16 protein-coding genes are annotated in these 14,715 nt (G+C 51.4%); 15 read left to right on the plus strand and 1 reads right to left on the minus strand.

From position 1 onward, the window contains the following. The first annotated feature begins 82 nt into the window (after nt 1-82). Nucleotides 83-316 carry a hypothetical protein gene (locus EFA69_RS16215; protein ID WP_123134132.1) on the plus strand — a complete coding sequence of 78 codons (234 nt, stop codon included), beginning with the start codon at nt 83-85 and terminating at the stop codon, nt 314-316. A 74-nt stretch (nt 317-390) separates the two neighbouring features. On the opposite strand, the gene EFA69_RS16220 is transcribed toward EFA69_RS16215, so the two are convergent. Next, nucleotides 391-588, minus strand: a complete 198-nt coding sequence (locus tag EFA69_RS16220) for a hypothetical protein (RefSeq protein WP_123134133.1) — start codon at nt 586-588, stop codon at nt 391-393. Between the two features lie 105 nt (nt 589-693). Between EFA69_RS16220 and EFA69_RS16225 the strand changes: the two genes are divergently transcribed. From EFA69_RS16225 to EFA69_RS16290, 14 genes are all read left to right on the plus strand, one after another. After that, the gene (locus tag EFA69_RS16225; protein ID WP_123134134.1) at nt 694-1,011 is read left to right on the plus strand and encodes a hypothetical protein; all 318 of its coding nucleotides are present in this window, start codon (nt 694-696) and stop codon (nt 1,009-1,011) included. Further along, nucleotides 1,011-2,360 carry a phage portal family protein gene (locus EFA69_RS16230; RefSeq protein ID WP_123134135.1) on the plus strand — a complete coding sequence of 450 codons (1,350 nt, stop codon included), beginning with the start codon at nt 1,011-1,013 and terminating at the stop codon, nt 2,358-2,360. The genes EFA69_RS16225 and EFA69_RS16230 overlap by 1 nt, the downstream gene beginning before the upstream one ends. Beyond that, nucleotides 2,360-3,346 (plus strand): DUF6712 family protein, encoded by a 987-nt coding sequence (locus tag EFA69_RS16235; RefSeq protein WP_123134136.1) that lies wholly within the window; start codon nt 2,360-2,362, stop codon nt 3,344-3,346. Before EFA69_RS16230 ends, EFA69_RS16235 begins: the two co-directional genes overlap by 1 nt. 4 nt (nt 3,347-3,350) lie before the next feature. After that, nucleotides 3,351-3,572 carry a hypothetical protein gene (locus EFA69_RS16240; RefSeq protein WP_148041391.1) on the plus strand — a complete coding sequence of 74 codons (222 nt, stop codon included), beginning with the start codon at nt 3,351-3,353 and terminating at the stop codon, nt 3,570-3,572. Next, the gene (locus EFA69_RS16245; RefSeq protein ID WP_123134138.1) at nt 3,526-3,978 is read left to right on the plus strand and encodes a DUF5675 family protein; all 453 of its coding nucleotides are present in this window, start codon (nt 3,526-3,528) and stop codon (nt 3,976-3,978) included. The genes EFA69_RS16240 and EFA69_RS16245 overlap by 47 nt, the downstream gene beginning before the upstream one ends. After that, nucleotides 3,975-4,199, plus strand: coding sequence for a hypothetical protein (locus EFA69_RS16250; protein ID WP_123134139.1), 225 nt, complete (start codon nt 3,975-3,977; stop codon nt 4,197-4,199). Before EFA69_RS16245 ends, EFA69_RS16250 begins: the two co-directional genes overlap by 4 nt. After that, a complete protein-coding gene (locus EFA69_RS16255) occupies nt 4,192-5,028 on the plus strand; it encodes a hypothetical protein (protein WP_123134140.1) in 837 nt (278 codons plus the stop codon). Before EFA69_RS16250 ends, EFA69_RS16255 begins: the two co-directional genes overlap by 8 nt. Beyond that, complete coding sequence (locus tag EFA69_RS16260) at nt 5,025-5,525, plus strand: hypothetical protein (protein ID WP_123134141.1); 501 nt, start codon at nt 5,025-5,027, stop codon at nt 5,523-5,525. Before EFA69_RS16255 ends, EFA69_RS16260 begins: the two co-directional genes overlap by 4 nt. Beyond that, a complete protein-coding gene (locus EFA69_RS16265) occupies nt 5,522-5,977 on the plus strand; it encodes a hypothetical protein (RefSeq protein WP_123134142.1) in 456 nt (151 codons plus the stop codon). Before EFA69_RS16260 ends, EFA69_RS16265 begins: the two co-directional genes overlap by 4 nt. A gap of 2 nt (nt 5,978-5,979) precedes the next feature. Continuing rightward, entirely contained in the window at nt 5,980-9,867 is a 3,888-nt protein-coding gene (locus tag EFA69_RS16270) for a hypothetical protein (protein WP_123134143.1), read from the plus strand. Continuing rightward, on the plus strand, nt 9,868-11,568 hold the full coding sequence (locus EFA69_RS16275; RefSeq protein ID WP_123134144.1) for a hypothetical protein: 1,701 nt from the start codon (nt 9,868-9,870) through the stop codon (nt 11,566-11,568). Continuing rightward, nucleotides 11,565-13,652 (plus strand): hypothetical protein, encoded by a 2,088-nt coding sequence (locus EFA69_RS16280; RefSeq protein ID WP_123134145.1) that lies wholly within the window; start codon nt 11,565-11,567, stop codon nt 13,650-13,652. The genes EFA69_RS16275 and EFA69_RS16280 overlap by 4 nt, the downstream gene beginning before the upstream one ends. Before the next feature lie 386 nt (nt 13,653-14,038). Further along, a complete protein-coding gene (locus EFA69_RS16285) occupies nt 14,039-14,323 on the plus strand; it encodes an HNH endonuclease family protein (protein WP_148041392.1) in 285 nt (94 codons plus the stop codon). Then, entirely contained in the window at nt 14,292-14,681 is a 390-nt protein-coding gene (locus EFA69_RS16290; RefSeq protein WP_123134147.1) for a hypothetical protein, read from the plus strand. Before EFA69_RS16285 ends, EFA69_RS16290 begins: the two co-directional genes overlap by 32 nt. The last annotated feature ends 34 nt before the right edge of the window (nt 14,682-14,715 follow it).

The following is a 14,715-nucleotide window of genomic DNA, read 5'->3' on the forward strand; positions in this document are numbered from 1 at the left end:
ACGCTGTTTGGCAGTGTCCTTTTTCACCGAAGCCTGGCTGAGGAACTTTGAGCTTTCAAAGTAATTCAGACCAGGCTTTTTTATGATCGCGTTTATCCTATTGCTACTCTTTCTTCTGGACCTGATCAAGTTCCGGACGGCAGTAATCATCTACCTGCTAATGATCGTGCTGAGCTCATGCACCCCAGCCTACTACCGGGACATTGAACAGCGGCAGTTCCTGTTCAATACCGGTCGCACCAGGTGGCATGTGGAGCCGGCAACATCCAACCAGGCTAAATTCAGGAGGGATAAGTTCCCGCTGCTCAGGAAATGAGAAAGAAGAAGAAGAAAAAAAGGCTCCTAAATGGAGCCTTTTTTTTCGCTGTTTTTCAGAAAACAAGCCTAAAACTAGGATTTAAGCGCCCACTGTTTCTCCTGGACCACCTCAAAACCGGCCAGTTTCAGAGCCTCCTCAATCTTCTCAGTGGATAGTTCGCCCGATTTAAAGCGCTTTTTCATGGATTTCCAGTTTTCGGCGGTATAACCAAGCTCTTTGTGCACGTTCCGCTGACCCGCTAGCCATACAAATGCCTCTTTTGTTGTCATAGGCCAAAGATAGAGATAGAGTTCAAATCTGCACCCACAAACCGCCTCAAAAGGCTAAAATCCGATGTCCTTTTTTTGGGTTGGCCACGCCGACACCTTTGCACCATGATTTCGATAGCGCAAGGGCTCAGACTGATGGAGCTGAAGGATAGGAGGGGGTGGCCGCAGCCGTTTTCAATAGAATTTTTCACTGCCGACCGCAAACGCGACAAGGGAGGAGAGCTGATCAGCTTGAAAAGTGCGGTACTGAGCAAAAACAGCAGGGAGAAAAACAAGCCGTCACAAAGCACAGGGATACCCAAGATGGATACCGGGCAATACATTTCAGGCACTAGGAACCTGCTCATTCCGGAAACAAAGGAGGTGATCACCTGCCACATCTGGCTCATTCATAAAATCAACGGACAACAGGTAGCAATCTAATGGAGATCATAGCACACGCCGGTTCAGGCACGGCTTTTATCTCCAGCCTGAACGCCATCGTGACCACGCACAGCACGATAGCCCACAATCCCTACACGCCCCAGGACGAAAACGCCAAGAAAAACGCCATTGATAAGAAAATAGCGAAATGGGGCAAGAACAACCTCTTCCCGCAGGAGGTCATGCGCGACATAGACAAAAACCCGGAGCTGAGTGCCACCATCTACTGGAAATCAAACGCGATCATTTCAGGCGGGCTGGTGTATGGCCACGTCGATATTGATGCGAACGGAAACGAGCGGCTGGTGCGCGAGATTGACCCAGCGGTGGAGGAATGGAACCAGAGCACCAACATTGACCGGTATCTGCGCGAGAGCTCCCTGGAGTTTTACAAGTTCTGGAATGTGTGGCCCACCATCATGATGAACAAGGGCTACGACTACATTTCCAGCCTGTACTGCCAGGAAAGCGCTTTCTCACGTTGGGGCGTGCAGAATGAGGATGGTGTGATTGAAGAGGCCTATTTCAACGCGCAATGGGAAAAAAACCCGCGCATAAGCGCCAAAACCACCAAACAGATCCCGGTCATTGACCCATATTTCCAGGCGGTGGAGCAGCTCAAGGAAGAAGCCAAGAAGAGGCAGGTGGCAGAGTGGATCTACCCTATTGCCGGCACCAGCTCAGGATATACCTATTATCAGGTAGCGCCCTGGAATTCCATCCGCAACAGCGCCTGGCTGGAAGTGGCCAACGCCATACCGGTATTCAAGGCGGCGCTCATGAAGAACGCCATTACCGTCAAATACCACATCAAGGTTCCGGACTACTTCTGGAGCTGGAAATATCCAGAATGGGAGACTAAACCTGAAGAGGAGAAAACCAAACTCCAGAAGAAAGAATACCAGCGATTCACCGAGTTTCTGACTTCAGCCGAAAATGCCGGAAAAACGATTTTCACGGTCTTCAAGACCACGGCAGAAGGCACCGAATGGGCCGGCTGGAAAATTGAGGAAATAAGCGACAAGACGAAAGACGGCGCTTACCTGGAGGATTCCCAGGAAGCCAGCTCACATATTTTCTTCTCCCAGGGGGTAGACCCCACCCTGATCGGCCGCACACCGGGGAAAGGCCTGGGAGCAGGCTCAGGATCGGATAAACGGGTTGCCTACAATATCTGGATCGCAAACAGCAAACCCGAAATGGACCTGCTCCTGGAGCCGGTTGATTTCTGCTACCGGTTCAACGGCTTCAAAAGCAAAGTCACCGGCAGGCCCTATAAACTTTGGTTTAAAAATTATTGGATCACCAGCCTCGACCAGGGCAAGGAAACCCAGCAGCAAGCGAAATAATGCCACTTTTCAAAAAATTAGAGGAAGTAAAAAAGTACGTGGCCGTCAACGCCAGTATCTATTTAGAGGATATCATGCCCTTTATCAGGAGGGCGGAAAACCTGCAGATACGCCCCGCCCTGGGCCGAGAGCTCTACAACGAACTGCACACAGCCTATGAGGCTGACGCAGACCTGAGCGAGCCCATGAAAGCACTGCTGGAGGTATGCCAGGACTGCCTGGCAAACTTCGCCTATCTGCTTTATATCCCCCATGGAGCCACGCAGATCAGCGCCTCGGGAATCCAACAGGTACAGAACGCAACCAACAAACCGGCGACCCCTGAGCAGATCCAGAGACTGGAGAGCTCATATGCCACAACGGCCTACCGTGCCCTGGATGATTTGCTGGAGTACCTGGAGGAAAATGCAAAGGACTACCCGCAGTACGACCAGCTGGAGAGCAGACGCTATTTTCTGCACAGTACCCGCCAATTCGCGCAGTACGTGAACATCGGCGGGAGCCGGCGCACCTACATCGCGCTGCAGCCGGTCATGGCGAGGATAGAGCAAGGCCTGCTCTTAGAGCACCTGGGACCTAAACTGTTCCAGGAACTCAAAAACTGGCACCAGGCGACAACACAGGAAACTACCACAGAGGCCCCGGATCTGGCGCTTCTGCTGGAGAAGGTGAAACCGGTGGTGGCTTTCCATACCATAGCCAAAGGCATTGTGGAGCTTTCGCTGGCCATCACGGAAACCGGGCTACACATTTATTCCTCCAGCTCCACATTCGCGCTCACGCTCACGTTGCCGGCCGACGAAAAAAGGATCAACCGCCTGCTGCTGCAGTACCAGGGCGAAGCGGAGAAAGCGGAGAAGGAACTCACGAACTTTTTATATGCAAGAATTGACAAATACCCGCTATTCAAAGAAAGTGGAGCATTTGTGGAGCCACAGGCTCAGCAAGACCCCAACGCGGCAGGTGAGAAATTCTTTATGGCCTAAACTGATGCAATCACATGAAAATATGGGGATTGTGAAGGTCTGGGGCCTTCTCTTCCTGAACGTGCTGACGGAGAACATTCTCCAGGCAAATCTGCTGCAGAACATCCTGTTCATGCTCTCCATCACCTACACCGCCATTAGAATTTACAAAGAACTAAAACCAGTCAAAAACAAGAGTAATGCAAAAACCGCTGATCACAGTAAGCCGGATTCTTTACAACAATGACGCAAGCGTCTCCACCTTCACCGTCAACGGCAAAGGTGTCTCCGGATTCGGCGTTGAGGACGAGCGCCGCAACACCAAGAAAAAAGGGGAAACCTGTATTCCGGAGGGCACCTATGAGCTGGGCTTCCACAAAAGCCCGAAATTCTCCGGGAAGTACGGCCACGACATGATCCACATCAAAAACGTGCCAGGCTTCGAGTACATCCTGATTCACCCGGGAAACACCGACGACGACACAGAGGGCTGCTACATCCCCGGCACCAGCATCGGGATGCTGAACAACCAGGTAGCCGTGCTCACATCCACCGCACTTTACAAAAAGCTGTATGCCGCCGCAGCTCCAGAGATCAAAAAAGGCGGTGCCAAAATCCAATTCATCAATCTTTTCCCATTAGCAGCATTATGAGCGCAGAGGTAGAAAATTTGGCCACAGAGCCAAGCAAAGGAAAAAAGGTACTCAACACCGTCACAAAGGTGCTGAAGTTCATTGCCAAGCTAGGAGGCGCTGTATTCCTGCTGAAGGCCACCGGGAAGGTGAAGATTTCCCCAGGCCTGGAGAAAGCCGCCGAAATAGCCGGCGTTGCCGCAGATGTGGCAGAAGCTGTAAAAGATGTGGCCAATGAATAAAGTCACCCTTAACGGCAGGGAATTTAACGTTGCAGGCGCACTCAATGAGTTGAGTGCGCCTCAACTGCTTAAACTGACCAAGCTAATCCATTCAGGGAAACCGGTGGAACACGTGCTCAAAAGCAGTATTCTGATCCTGCTGCAGGTACGCCGCAACCTGTACCTGCAGTGGCTGTTCTTCTGGCATCTGAAACTGGAGGAACTTGAATATCTCCTGCTGGAGCTGGAACCTATTTGTGGCTTCCTTTTCAGAAAAAGCACCCTGACAAAGCAGCTACTGCCTAAAATACGCATCCCTGGAACCCTAAAATGGCTGTATGGTCCTGCCGACCTCCTGGGTAACTGCAGTTTCCTGGAGTACATAAAGGCTGAGGCAGCCTACCTGGGTTACCACCGCACGAGAGATCAAAGATACCTGAACCGTCTGGTGGCCATCCTTTACAGACCGAGGAACAGGGCAAAGGAAACCGCCGACACGGCAACCGGAGACACCAGGGAGAAATTCAACGAGGCATTACTGGAGAGAAGGACCAAACAGGTAGCCCGGCTGCCGTTGGCCACACGGCAGGCAATCATGCTGTTTTTCGTCGGCTGCAGGCAGCAGATCGTGGAAAGGCACCGGGAGGTGTTCCCGGAACCGGAGCAAGGCGTTACGGAGCAGCGCAGAGCCGCCAACCTCGGTTGGGCGGGCATACTCAAGCAGCTGGCCGGCAGCATAAAGGACTATGAGCCCACAGGGGCCCAGAACATCCACACAGTATTATTTCACATGAAAGCATCCATCCTAGAGGAAAGGGAGAGAGAGGCGAAAGCAAAATCCAGTAAATGACACTAACCGCATACACCAACTATTTTGAGTTCCTGGCCACGTACTTCCGCCCCATCGGGCACAGCGGCAACCGCCAGCGCTTCGCCAGGGTGGATATTGAAGAAGTAATTACCCAGCTCAGAAGCAGGCTGGACCTGCAGGAGCCTTGCATGCTCCTGGAGTATTTCGAGGGTGAGCTCGGCGGAAACGGCGGTGACAACCACCTGAACCAGATGACCGGCGCTTTCTACATCGTGCAGCAGGTAAGGGCGAATGATCTCAAAGACGAGAATCTGGTATTGAACCGCTGCCTGGAGTACGGGAAGGAAATAGTGGCCAGGATCTACAAAGATTCAGAGAAACGGACCATATACGGTTTCCTGAAGAATTTCAGACTGGAGAAGGTGAGCTACAACAAAGTTGGGCCTCTATGGGGCAACGTCTACGGCTACCGGTTTGAATTCCCTTGGTATGACAGTTTCGCACCGGTGACCTTCCCCAACAACTGGAGCGCATGAGCCAGCTGATTGATGTATTTGAGCTGGTGGAGGAATGGGCGGACCGCACCGACAGAATCCTGAAAGAGCAAATGAAACGCCTAAAAGTAGGTGAAAAAGGAGGAGGAGACAAAGAGCTGTTTTTCTCCCTCCGCTCAAACGTCTACGCCAAATACGGTGACAAAGTGCAGATGGATCTTTCATTCATTGAGCATGGCCGGTTCAGGGATATGGGTGCGGGATCTGGGAAAAAAGCCAAAATAGAAACCATGGCCGGAAACCTGGCATTGGCCACGGCCAGCGCCAGGAAGAGGAAAGGCAGAAAACCCGCCAAATGGTACTCAAAACCATTTTACGGCAGATTGAACGCGCTGCTAGGGGTAGTGAGCGGAGAAGTGCAGGAAGTAATCATTGAAACATTGAAAGAGGTGGCCACAGGGCCACAGCAAGCCCCCAAGACTAGGAGGAAGTAGGAATGAGTGTTAGGCAGGACAAAGTACAGGTAGCCGTAGAGGTTGACGGCAGCCAGGGGATTAATGAGCTCGGTAAGCTCGAAATGAAGCAGAAGGACCTGCTCAAAACGCTGGGTGGCCTGAAAAACGGCACTAAGGCATACATTGAATCATTCAAGCAGCTGGAGGAAGTCAATGATCTGGTAGACAAACAGCGCGAAAAACTCGGGCTTACCGGCATGACGATGAAGCAGCTCCGGAAATACCTGGGAGAGCTGAATCGTGAGCAGGCCACCGGCGCAACGTTCGGGACCGAGCGCTGGGACGAACTGCAGCAGAAAATTGATGCCGTCACCAATGAGATCCAGCGACAGGACCAGGTGAAAAAAGGCATTGCACCCTTCGTGAGCACCAAAGACCTGGCAGACCTGGATAAACTGGAGAAAGCGCAGACCAGGCTAACCCAGCAAATGCGCGGGCTCCAGGAAAACAGCAGAAAATACCAGGAAGCCTACAAAGACCTGGAAGAGGTAAACGCCACCATTGCGGCACACCGGGAAGAACTCGGGATCACCGGCATGACCCTGGGCCAGCTGAAAAGCTGGTACAAAGACCTGGAAACTCAGATTGAGGGGATGGATTACGGTTCTGAGGCCTGGGTACAGGCCAAAGACAAAATGCAGGCTGTGGACGGCGCTATTCAGAACCAAACCAAGAAAATAAAGGGATTGGGGGGTATGTGGCAGTGGCTGAAAAGCGAAGTCGCGCAGATGGGGATGCTTGCCGCCGTTTTCATGGGCCTCCAGCTGGCGGCGGAAAAAGTAAGCCAGGTGATCAGCTCTAACGCTGAGCTCTCAGACAGCTATGCCGACATAGAGAAATCAACCAACATGGCCACCGACGAGGTGGAGAGGTTTGACAAAGCCCTGAAGAAAATTGACACCAGGACCAAAGCCAAAGACCTCCGGGATATTACCGTGATCGGCGGCCAGCTCGGCGTGGCCAATGATGAGCTGCTGAGCTTCGTGGAGAACGTTGACAAAGCCGTGGTGGCCCTGGGGGATGAATTCACGGGTGGGGCAGAGGAAGTGGCCAGAGAGTTGGGTGCACTGCAGAAACTCTTCAAGGAAACGGCGAAACTGGACGCAGGGGAAGCAATCAATAACATTGGTTCTGCCATTAACGCCCTGGGTGCAGATGGAGCCGCAACCGGTCCCGTAATCGCAGATTTCACAAAAAGATTGGGTGCCCTTGGAAACTTAGGGCCAAATATTTCGCAAACGCTCGGGCTAGGAGCCGCACTACAGGAGCTGGGCCTAACCGCTGAAGTATCATCCGGAGGCGTGACCAATGTGATTCTAACCATGAACAAGCAGGCAGACAGCTTCGCCAAGTTCATGAAAATGGGCATTGCCGAGTACAAAGAAATGATGCAGAACAACCCTAACGAAATGCTCCTGACTATGGCAGAGCGCTTCAAAGGGGCCAGTTCAACGTCTATTGTACAGACGCTGGAGAAACTGAACATCAACAGCCAGGAAGCGGTGAAAGTGGTGGCCCTGCTCTCCAACCAGACCCAAATAGTCCGGGAGAAACAGGAACTGGCCAACCAGGCCATGAAGGAAGGGACCAGCTTAACGGACGAATTCAACAAGAAGAACAACAATTTCGCCGGGAAACTGGAGAAACTAGGCAAACTGCTGCATACCTCTTTCGTGAACAGCCCCATCAAAAGGGGCATGGAAAGTGTCGTTGACACCTTGCTGGGGATCGCCAAAGGGGCGGAAAACGCCACTGAGGCTTTCGGAAAATGGGAAAAGCAGTCTGAATTCGTGGAGAAACTGCAGGGAGGTTTCAGCGACCTGCTGAAGGAGTACGAAAGCCTCCAGGGAAAAACCACACGCACAGCTGAGGAAAACGAGCGCCTGGAAACGGTGATCTCAAAAATAGCGGAAGTGGTGCCGCAGGCCGTGACGGCCTGGGACAAATATGGCAACGCCATGACCATCAACACGCAAAAGGCGCGTGATTTCATCAAGGAGCAGCAGGATGCCCTCAAATACATCAACAAAGAGAAAATTGAGGTCATTGAGAAGGAAAGGGCGCAGAAAAGCCTGGATCTAACCATTGCGAGGGCACAGCTTGATTCCGGGAAGAAAAGCAAAATGATCTCACAAAACACATCATGGGGCACCACTTCCATCCAGGAGGTCAAAATACCCATGACCGCGGCTGAATTCAACCAAGTAAGGGCCGATATAAACGCACTCCAGTCTGAACTCAACGGCATGGATGCGAACCTGGCACTACTAAGGGGCGAGAAAACAAAGGCGCAGATTGCCCTGGAAAAAGAGAACGCGAAAAAAGACAATGACCCGGTAACAAAGGTAACGGAACTGGATTTTGAAGACGCGGAGGCCAAAGCCAAGGAAGAGGAAAAGGCCCGCCACAAACAGGAAGCCGCACAGAAGAAAGCAGCTGACGCAAAACGCCGGGCCGCAGAGAAACTGGCCGAGGAACGCCAGCGCCAATTAAAGGAAATGCAGGAGATAGAGCGCCAGTACATGGATGCCTATATCGCCAATATTGCCGATGAATATGAGCGTGAGCGTGAAATGAGCCGGCAGAACTTCATCCGCCAGATGGATGAGAGCAAGGCCCAGGGGACCGCGAGAATTGAGCTGGAGAAACTGCTTCGCCAGAAAATGAACGCTGAGATAGCGGCCGTGGACGCTAAGGAGGCGCTCAAAAAGAAAGAAACCGAGAAAGAGCTCTTTGACAAAAGGGCGCGGGATGCCATGGCCGGTGCCAACCTCAACGTGATTGAGAAAGGCATGGAGCTGGATTTCGGGCCACAGGACGAAAAAAGCCAGAAGGAAGCAAGGGAAGCCTATAATAAGGCCAGGATTGAATCCATTGAGCTGGAGCGTGACCTGAAACTGGAGGAGCTGGAGATCACCAAAGGCACAGAGGCGGAAAAGAACCTCGTGATCGCGGAGAGCGAAGATGCGGTGGCGAAAATCCGGGCTGAGTACCGGGAAGACGAGAAACAGGCCATGGTGGACGCGGCAAACAACTTTGCCGACATCATGACCAATATGATCAACGCGCTGAGTTCCTTCGCCCAGGCAGCCACGGAAGCGGATTTGCGCCGGGTGCAGAAACAAAAGGAATCTGCCCTGCAATCACTGGATGATCAGTATGGAAAGGGAACGCTCCGGAAAGCCAAGTACGAGAAGGAAAAGGAGAAAATTGAAAAACAGGCGGAGGAACGCCTCCGGAAAATCAAGAACGAGCAGGCGAAAAAAGACCGGGAGGCACAAATCGCCAATACCATCATCGCCGGATCAGTGGCCGTGTTGAGCGCCAGCGCCAACCCGCTCGGAATCCTTTCACCCCAGGCAGTGTCTACCGCCATTGCCGCAGGCCTGCAGCTGGCCACCGTGATCGCCCAGCCGATTCAGGAATACGCCGAGGGTGGATTGGTGCAGTTTTCCCCAAAACAGGCCAAATCCATCGCTGCCGGGGGAATGCAGACAGGCGGCGCTTTCCTTGCTTCCATGAACGAGGAAGGGCAGGAATACGTGGTCCCTAATTATTTGCTGCAAAATCCCGAGGTTGCGGACTATGTGAGCATCATAGAGGCCATGCGAACCGGCAACCACTACGGCCGGGGCTACGCAGAAGGCGGGCCAGGACCGGGGAACGGAAGCGATACCCAACTGCAGCGGCCGCAGACCGTGACGGAAAATCCGGAGAGCCGGCAATTAATGGAACAGACCCTGCAACAGATCCTGTACCGCCTGGAGAATCCTTTGCCGGTGGAAGGTGTTTGGGATTGGGATTATTACCAGCGAAGCAAGGCAGAGATTGAGCAGATTAAATCAGAATCAATAGTAACAGCCGCATAAATGGCACTCAGACTACTAAAAAGAGAAGTAACGCAAGGCGCAGACCTCAAATACTCAGGAAGGGAATATTATTTCAACGATGCCACCAAAGCCGTAGAAACGGTGCCGGTGGCATCGTTGCCGTTCAACAGCTCATTCTCCAGATCCACTGAAGAAAATGTTTTTACCGAGGATGCAATCCTGAAGGATGGAATCTTCGTGACCATCTACCGACACGATGGTACCGGGGGAATTGTGAAGCTGGAGAAACAGGATTGGTATTATTTCACCATCACCAATGATAAACTTGCGCTAACGGTAAACCATGCCGGCATAGGTGAAAAAGGCTCCATTACAGCCTGGAAAAGCTACTCTGGTGAGCCGGGGGGAAGATTCGTGCTCTATAAAATGCCGGAAAACGTCCAGGTGGACTACTCAGGGGATTTTGGGGTGGAGGAGTTTACCTTCCTGCAGGTTGCACCCGGGAAGTACCGCATAGATGTGGCCAGCGGTCCTTCCGGATCAATCAAGGCGGAAAAATTCGCCACCTTAGAAGAAAAAAGCCCAGAGCAGGGGGAGCCAATGCCGGAGCCGGAACCTACACCGGAGGAAAAAGTACTGCCGGCGCTGATCTTCACTAAATGTGCGTTAGAGATTTCGCACCAGGCACCGGGGCCAGCTGAAACCGTCACGCTTGAGATTTACATGGAAAGCGAATATATGACCGGGGATTACAGCAAAGTGGCAACCAGCTACAGGGACGCTGAAAACGATGGGGTAGCTACATTCAATATAGCAGACGCAATTAACACCAGACTGGAGGCAAGGCAGTTCCCCGGATATCCGGACCTTGAGCGAACAGCCACGCTGCAGATCAGGAACATGGCCAGGTTTTTCCTTCGCATTGGCCATAAGGACCCCGAAACAAAACTGATGCGCTGGTACGTCAGCAACATTTGCACCGCGCTGGTGGGCGGGCTTCCGGAGGAAATAAACCAGCAGGAGTACTTCGCATGGATGCAACAGGAAAAGAAATTCATGACCTGGCAACCGGTGAAAAAGAAGGTGTACCCCAACCAACCCGAACTCTATTATTTCTTACTGGCCAAAGAGGAGCTGGAGAGCGTCAATCTTCGGGTGGAATTTATGAAAGGGGCAAACCCACAGCCGGTTGCCGTCAGAAAATACCCACTGGACCTTACAGGAAAGCCCTGGGCCTACAGGCTGCTGCAGTTCTCCCTACCCAACAGCGATTGGCCCAATGAAGCCGATAAAATAAGGCTGAACGTCTGCGATACCGCAGACCAGGCTATAAGCGAGACAAGGATTCTGGAAATACAGTGGCAAACAGATCCGGTAAGGAGCTTTCTTTTCAGGAACAGCCTTTGCGTCTATGATGTACTGCAGGCGACAGGAGAAAAAACCGACAGCCTGGAAGTAGAGCAGCAAACCGCGGAGCGCTTCGGAGGCAAACAGTTCGTGTACCATCTGGAGGGCAGGAGAAGCCACAAAATCTCCACAGGCTACAAGACAAGGGAGTACCTGGAGTACCTGCAGGAATTTCTCCTATCCAGAAAAAAGGCCGAAATGGTGGACGGCAAACCAATGGAGATCATCCTGAGAACGAAAAAAATTGACTACCGCCAAGATTACCAAGGCCCCACAGGCTGGCAATTTGAATATGACCGGGCGCAAGCCACGAATTTCCACGGAGCAAAATGAGAAAACTCACAATAGAAGGCCAGGTGGTGGAGCTCAGGGCCGATATGCCGATCACATTTGAGAAAAACAGCACAATCCCTGATTTACTCCTGGAGCAAAACACGGCAGGGACCCATACCATGCCGTTCACCATTCCAGACACACCGCAGGCACGGCTGGCCATGGGCGACATCCAGCGCCTGGATAGCAGAGCTCAGGCACCAAAGAGCTTCCAGGCTACCTACGAGGAAGCAGGTTTTTACCTTAAAGGCTCATTTGAGCTGAGAAACTACGAACCGGGCGTTGGGTTCCGGGGAAACATGACTACTTCGGAAAAAGCGCTGGTAAAACATCTGAAAGAAGCCAGGCTAAGGAAAATGGAATTGGGAGGCAGTAAGATCTTAGGCGAAACCGAGCAGGAAGTAATCACGCACATGCTGGAGAAAACGGACCTGCAGCAGGTCCAGGAATATGTGTTCGGCCCGGTACACAACAGCGGGCTATATGCAGAGAACCAGGATTACAGCCTGTTCTACGGTCAATATCTGAACAGATATTTCCCAAATGCCAACGCCAAAACCGGAGGGAACGGCGAAATGGGCTTTTTCCCGCTCAACCAGGCAGAAGGAAACAACACCCTGGAATCAATCGGCTACACCTGGAATGTTAACGGGCCAAAGGTGTGCACGTCGTTCCCCATCTGCCCGTTCCCAAGCCTGAAATATCTGCTGCAGACAGGATTCGAGGAACTAGGCATTGAGGTGGAGGATCAATTCTTTGACCAGGAACTGAGCAATCTGGTCGTGATCAGCAACAGCGCACTGGATAACATTGAGCTGCACCTTTGGATCGAAGGGGTTACAAACTATGATTGGCTGGGCTACAACGGCGGTACCACCTATGAGCCGGGCATCTACCACTTCAAAAACAGCTTCAGGCGCTCTTTCAGGCTAAGGGAAATATTACCGGATATCTCCTTTTATGATCTTCTGAGAAAACTGCAGAACACATTCGGAATGTGCCTCACCGTCAACCTGGATGGAAGAATCAAACTTTCAAGGGTGGAAGCCAGGCTGAGCGAAAAAATAAGGAAGCCTCTGACCGGTAAATTCCTTAAAAACTACGAAGAGGAATTTGCCGGCAAAAGTGGGCTGAAACTTGCCTACAGGACTGAGGGAGGTGACCAGGCGGCAGAAAACGAAATCAAAGATTTCTCAGATGTGAACTACAAAGGGGAAGTGCCCACCATAAGCGGGTTGCCCGACTGGAGAACCGCAGAACTTAAAGACTGCTATTATGTGAAAGAGCATAAATGCTATTATGTGTGGCAGTTAATGGAAGGAAAAATGATATGGGGCGGAATAGGTGAGTTCACCAGGTACGCAGGAGACTACAGGGGGCTGGAAATAGGCGAAGGAGTTACACCCTACACCATGGGTATCGCCACCACCATTGACCGGGAGCAGCCATTCCTGAATTTCAACTTCAAAGGCAGCATCTACGGGTGGAATGATCTGGAGGCCATAGAAAACCCGGAGCTGGGCGACCTTTACCTGCTGGAGGTAGAAAACAAGTACTACATATGGGATTTGGTTTGGCCAGAGCAGCCGAACCAACATGATTACAAGCGCGTGGAGGACTGGACTTTCTTCTGTGACAACCATGCAGCCGCAAAACGTGACTGGTTCGCCAAATGGAAAATACCGGTGCTGGAAAAAGAGGGGTACAACCCCATGATCCCAACTACCGAGGAAAACCAAGAATTGCGCCTGGCTTTTTACCGGGGCATGCAACCGTTCAGCGAAGGGCCCATGGTTTACCCAATGCTCTCCGGAGACAATAGGAACGCCAAAGGGGAAATTGTTGGCGAGTACACCCTGAAATGGGAGGGCGAAGGCGGGATAGGAAAAAAATTCCTTGAATCCTGGATCACCCTAATGCAGGGAAGGCTGTTGAGGGGGAGCCTGGACTGGACGGCCGAACAGCTGGCTGATCTGAACGAGGATGAGCTCTATAGTTTTGAAGGGCAGAGAGCGATCATCAAGAAAATAAAATTCAGCCTTCCGCTCACGAAACCACCCCAGGTGGACCTCATTCTGTTTTAAAAGAGGGTGCATAATTGTACCTTTATGAGTACGTTATAACTCCTTAGCTAAAACTATGATTACAATAGCCTCAATAATTCTAACAGCGATTTGGCTGCTAGGCGTAGAGTTCGTCCTGGCCAATGCAGAATCAGTCGTTCCAGATGCCACAAAACGCGAAACCAGGCTAGCAGCTTGGTTTTGGCCATTCTGGTTGATTTGGATGCTGATAGAGAACCGGAATAAATAGAAGAGGTTATTCCTGTTAAATGCCTATACTTAAGGAAAATAAGCATCTTTACCCAAAGGATTGGAACGAGATAGCAAAACGCAAAAAAGAAAACGTCAACTGGAGATGCGAGAATTGCCAAATCAAACATGGAATCGTTGGTACCAGGGACGAAAAGATGAACTTCCGGGAAGAGCCGGAAATGGAGCACCTGAGCATTGAGAACCTTAAAACGATTAACGCCTGGCTAAACACCAGGTACATGAAAGTGATCCTGACAGTGGCCCATCTGGACCACGACCCAACCAATAATGAGGATTGGAACTTAAAGGCACTTTGTCAACTTTGCCATAACAGGCATGACAGGAAACACCGGAACCTGACCATGCACCTTAATAAGTACCGGCAGCAGCACAAACTCTTCCCCCAATATGAGCAGCAGATTTTTTCCAAACTCCAATAAGCGGCAGGACAAAGCCAAAATAAAAGCAGCCATTAAGGTTAACAGAATCAGAATGGATAGGGCAGTGAATACCATAAACGGCATCAATACTGAGCTGGAGAGGAAAAAAGTGGACCGTCTGGTGGAAATGTTCAAGCCGATTTCCCAAGAGACAGCCGAGGCAATCAAAGAGAAAGGAGCACCCAAAAGAATATATGCTGGCTCCGAGATTTACCCCCACCTGGCAAAATTAGAGCCCTACGGAATCAGGATAATCCTGATGGACACCGGGAACATCAAACCAAGGCAATGGGTGTGCTCCTGGAAAGAAAATATAGAAGAGGATTGGGGCGATGAACCAAGCTCCATCCAGAGTTGATTTCTTACGGTCTTACTGTCTTACCAAAGAAAAT

Origin of the sequence: Rufibacter immobilis, from assembly GCF_003721565.1 — a bacterium.
Taxonomy (GTDB): domain Bacteria; phylum Bacteroidota; class Bacteroidia; order Cytophagales; family Hymenobacteraceae; genus Nibribacter; species Nibribacter immobilis.

Bases quoted from the DNA above. Each gene is read 5' to 3' on its own strand.
- EFA69_RS16285 (WP_148041392.1), top strand. From the start codon at position 14,039: ATGAACTTCCGGGAAGAGCCGGAAATGGAGCACCTGAGCATTGAGAAC.
- EFA69_RS16240 (WP_148041391.1), top strand. From the start codon at position 3,351: ATGCAATCACATGAAAATATGGGGATTGTGAAGGTCTGGGGCCTTCTC.
- EFA69_RS16220 (WP_123134133.1), bottom strand. From the start codon at position 588: ATGACAACAAAAGAGGCATTTGTATGGCTAGCGGGTCAGCGGAACGTG.
- EFA69_RS16245 (WP_123134138.1), top strand. From the start codon at position 3,526: ATGCAAAAACCGCTGATCACAGTAAGCCGGATTCTTTACAACAATGAC.
- EFA69_RS16280 (WP_123134145.1), top strand. From the start codon at position 11,565: ATGAGAAAACTCACAATAGAAGGCCAGGTGGTGGAGCTCAGGGCCGAT.
- EFA69_RS16290 (WP_123134147.1), top strand. From the start codon at position 14,292: ATGAGCAGCAGATTTTTTCCAAACTCCAATAAGCGGCAGGACAAAGCC.
- EFA69_RS16230 (WP_123134135.1), top strand. From the start codon at position 1,011: ATGGAGATCATAGCACACGCCGGTTCAGGCACGGCTTTTATCTCCAGC.
- EFA69_RS16255 (WP_123134140.1), top strand. From the start codon at position 4,192: ATGAATAAAGTCACCCTTAACGGCAGGGAATTTAACGTTGCAGGCGCA.
- EFA69_RS16265 (WP_123134142.1), top strand. From the start codon at position 5,522: ATGAGCCAGCTGATTGATGTATTTGAGCTGGTGGAGGAATGGGCGGAC.
- EFA69_RS16250 (WP_123134139.1), top strand. From the start codon at position 3,975: ATGAGCGCAGAGGTAGAAAATTTGGCCACAGAGCCAAGCAAAGGAAAA.
- EFA69_RS16270 (WP_123134143.1), top strand. From the start codon at position 5,980: ATGAGTGTTAGGCAGGACAAAGTACAGGTAGCCGTAGAGGTTGACGGC.
- EFA69_RS16215 (WP_123134132.1), top strand. From the start codon at position 83: ATGATCGCGTTTATCCTATTGCTACTCTTTCTTCTGGACCTGATCAAG.
- EFA69_RS16260 (WP_123134141.1), top strand. From the start codon at position 5,025: ATGACACTAACCGCATACACCAACTATTTTGAGTTCCTGGCCACGTAC.
- EFA69_RS16235 (WP_123134136.1), top strand. From the start codon at position 2,360: ATGCCACTTTTCAAAAAATTAGAGGAAGTAAAAAAGTACGTGGCCGTC.
- EFA69_RS16275 (WP_123134144.1), top strand. From the start codon at position 9,868: ATGGCACTCAGACTACTAAAAAGAGAAGTAACGCAAGGCGCAGACCTC.
- EFA69_RS16225 (WP_123134134.1), top strand. From the start codon at position 694: ATGATTTCGATAGCGCAAGGGCTCAGACTGATGGAGCTGAAGGATAGG.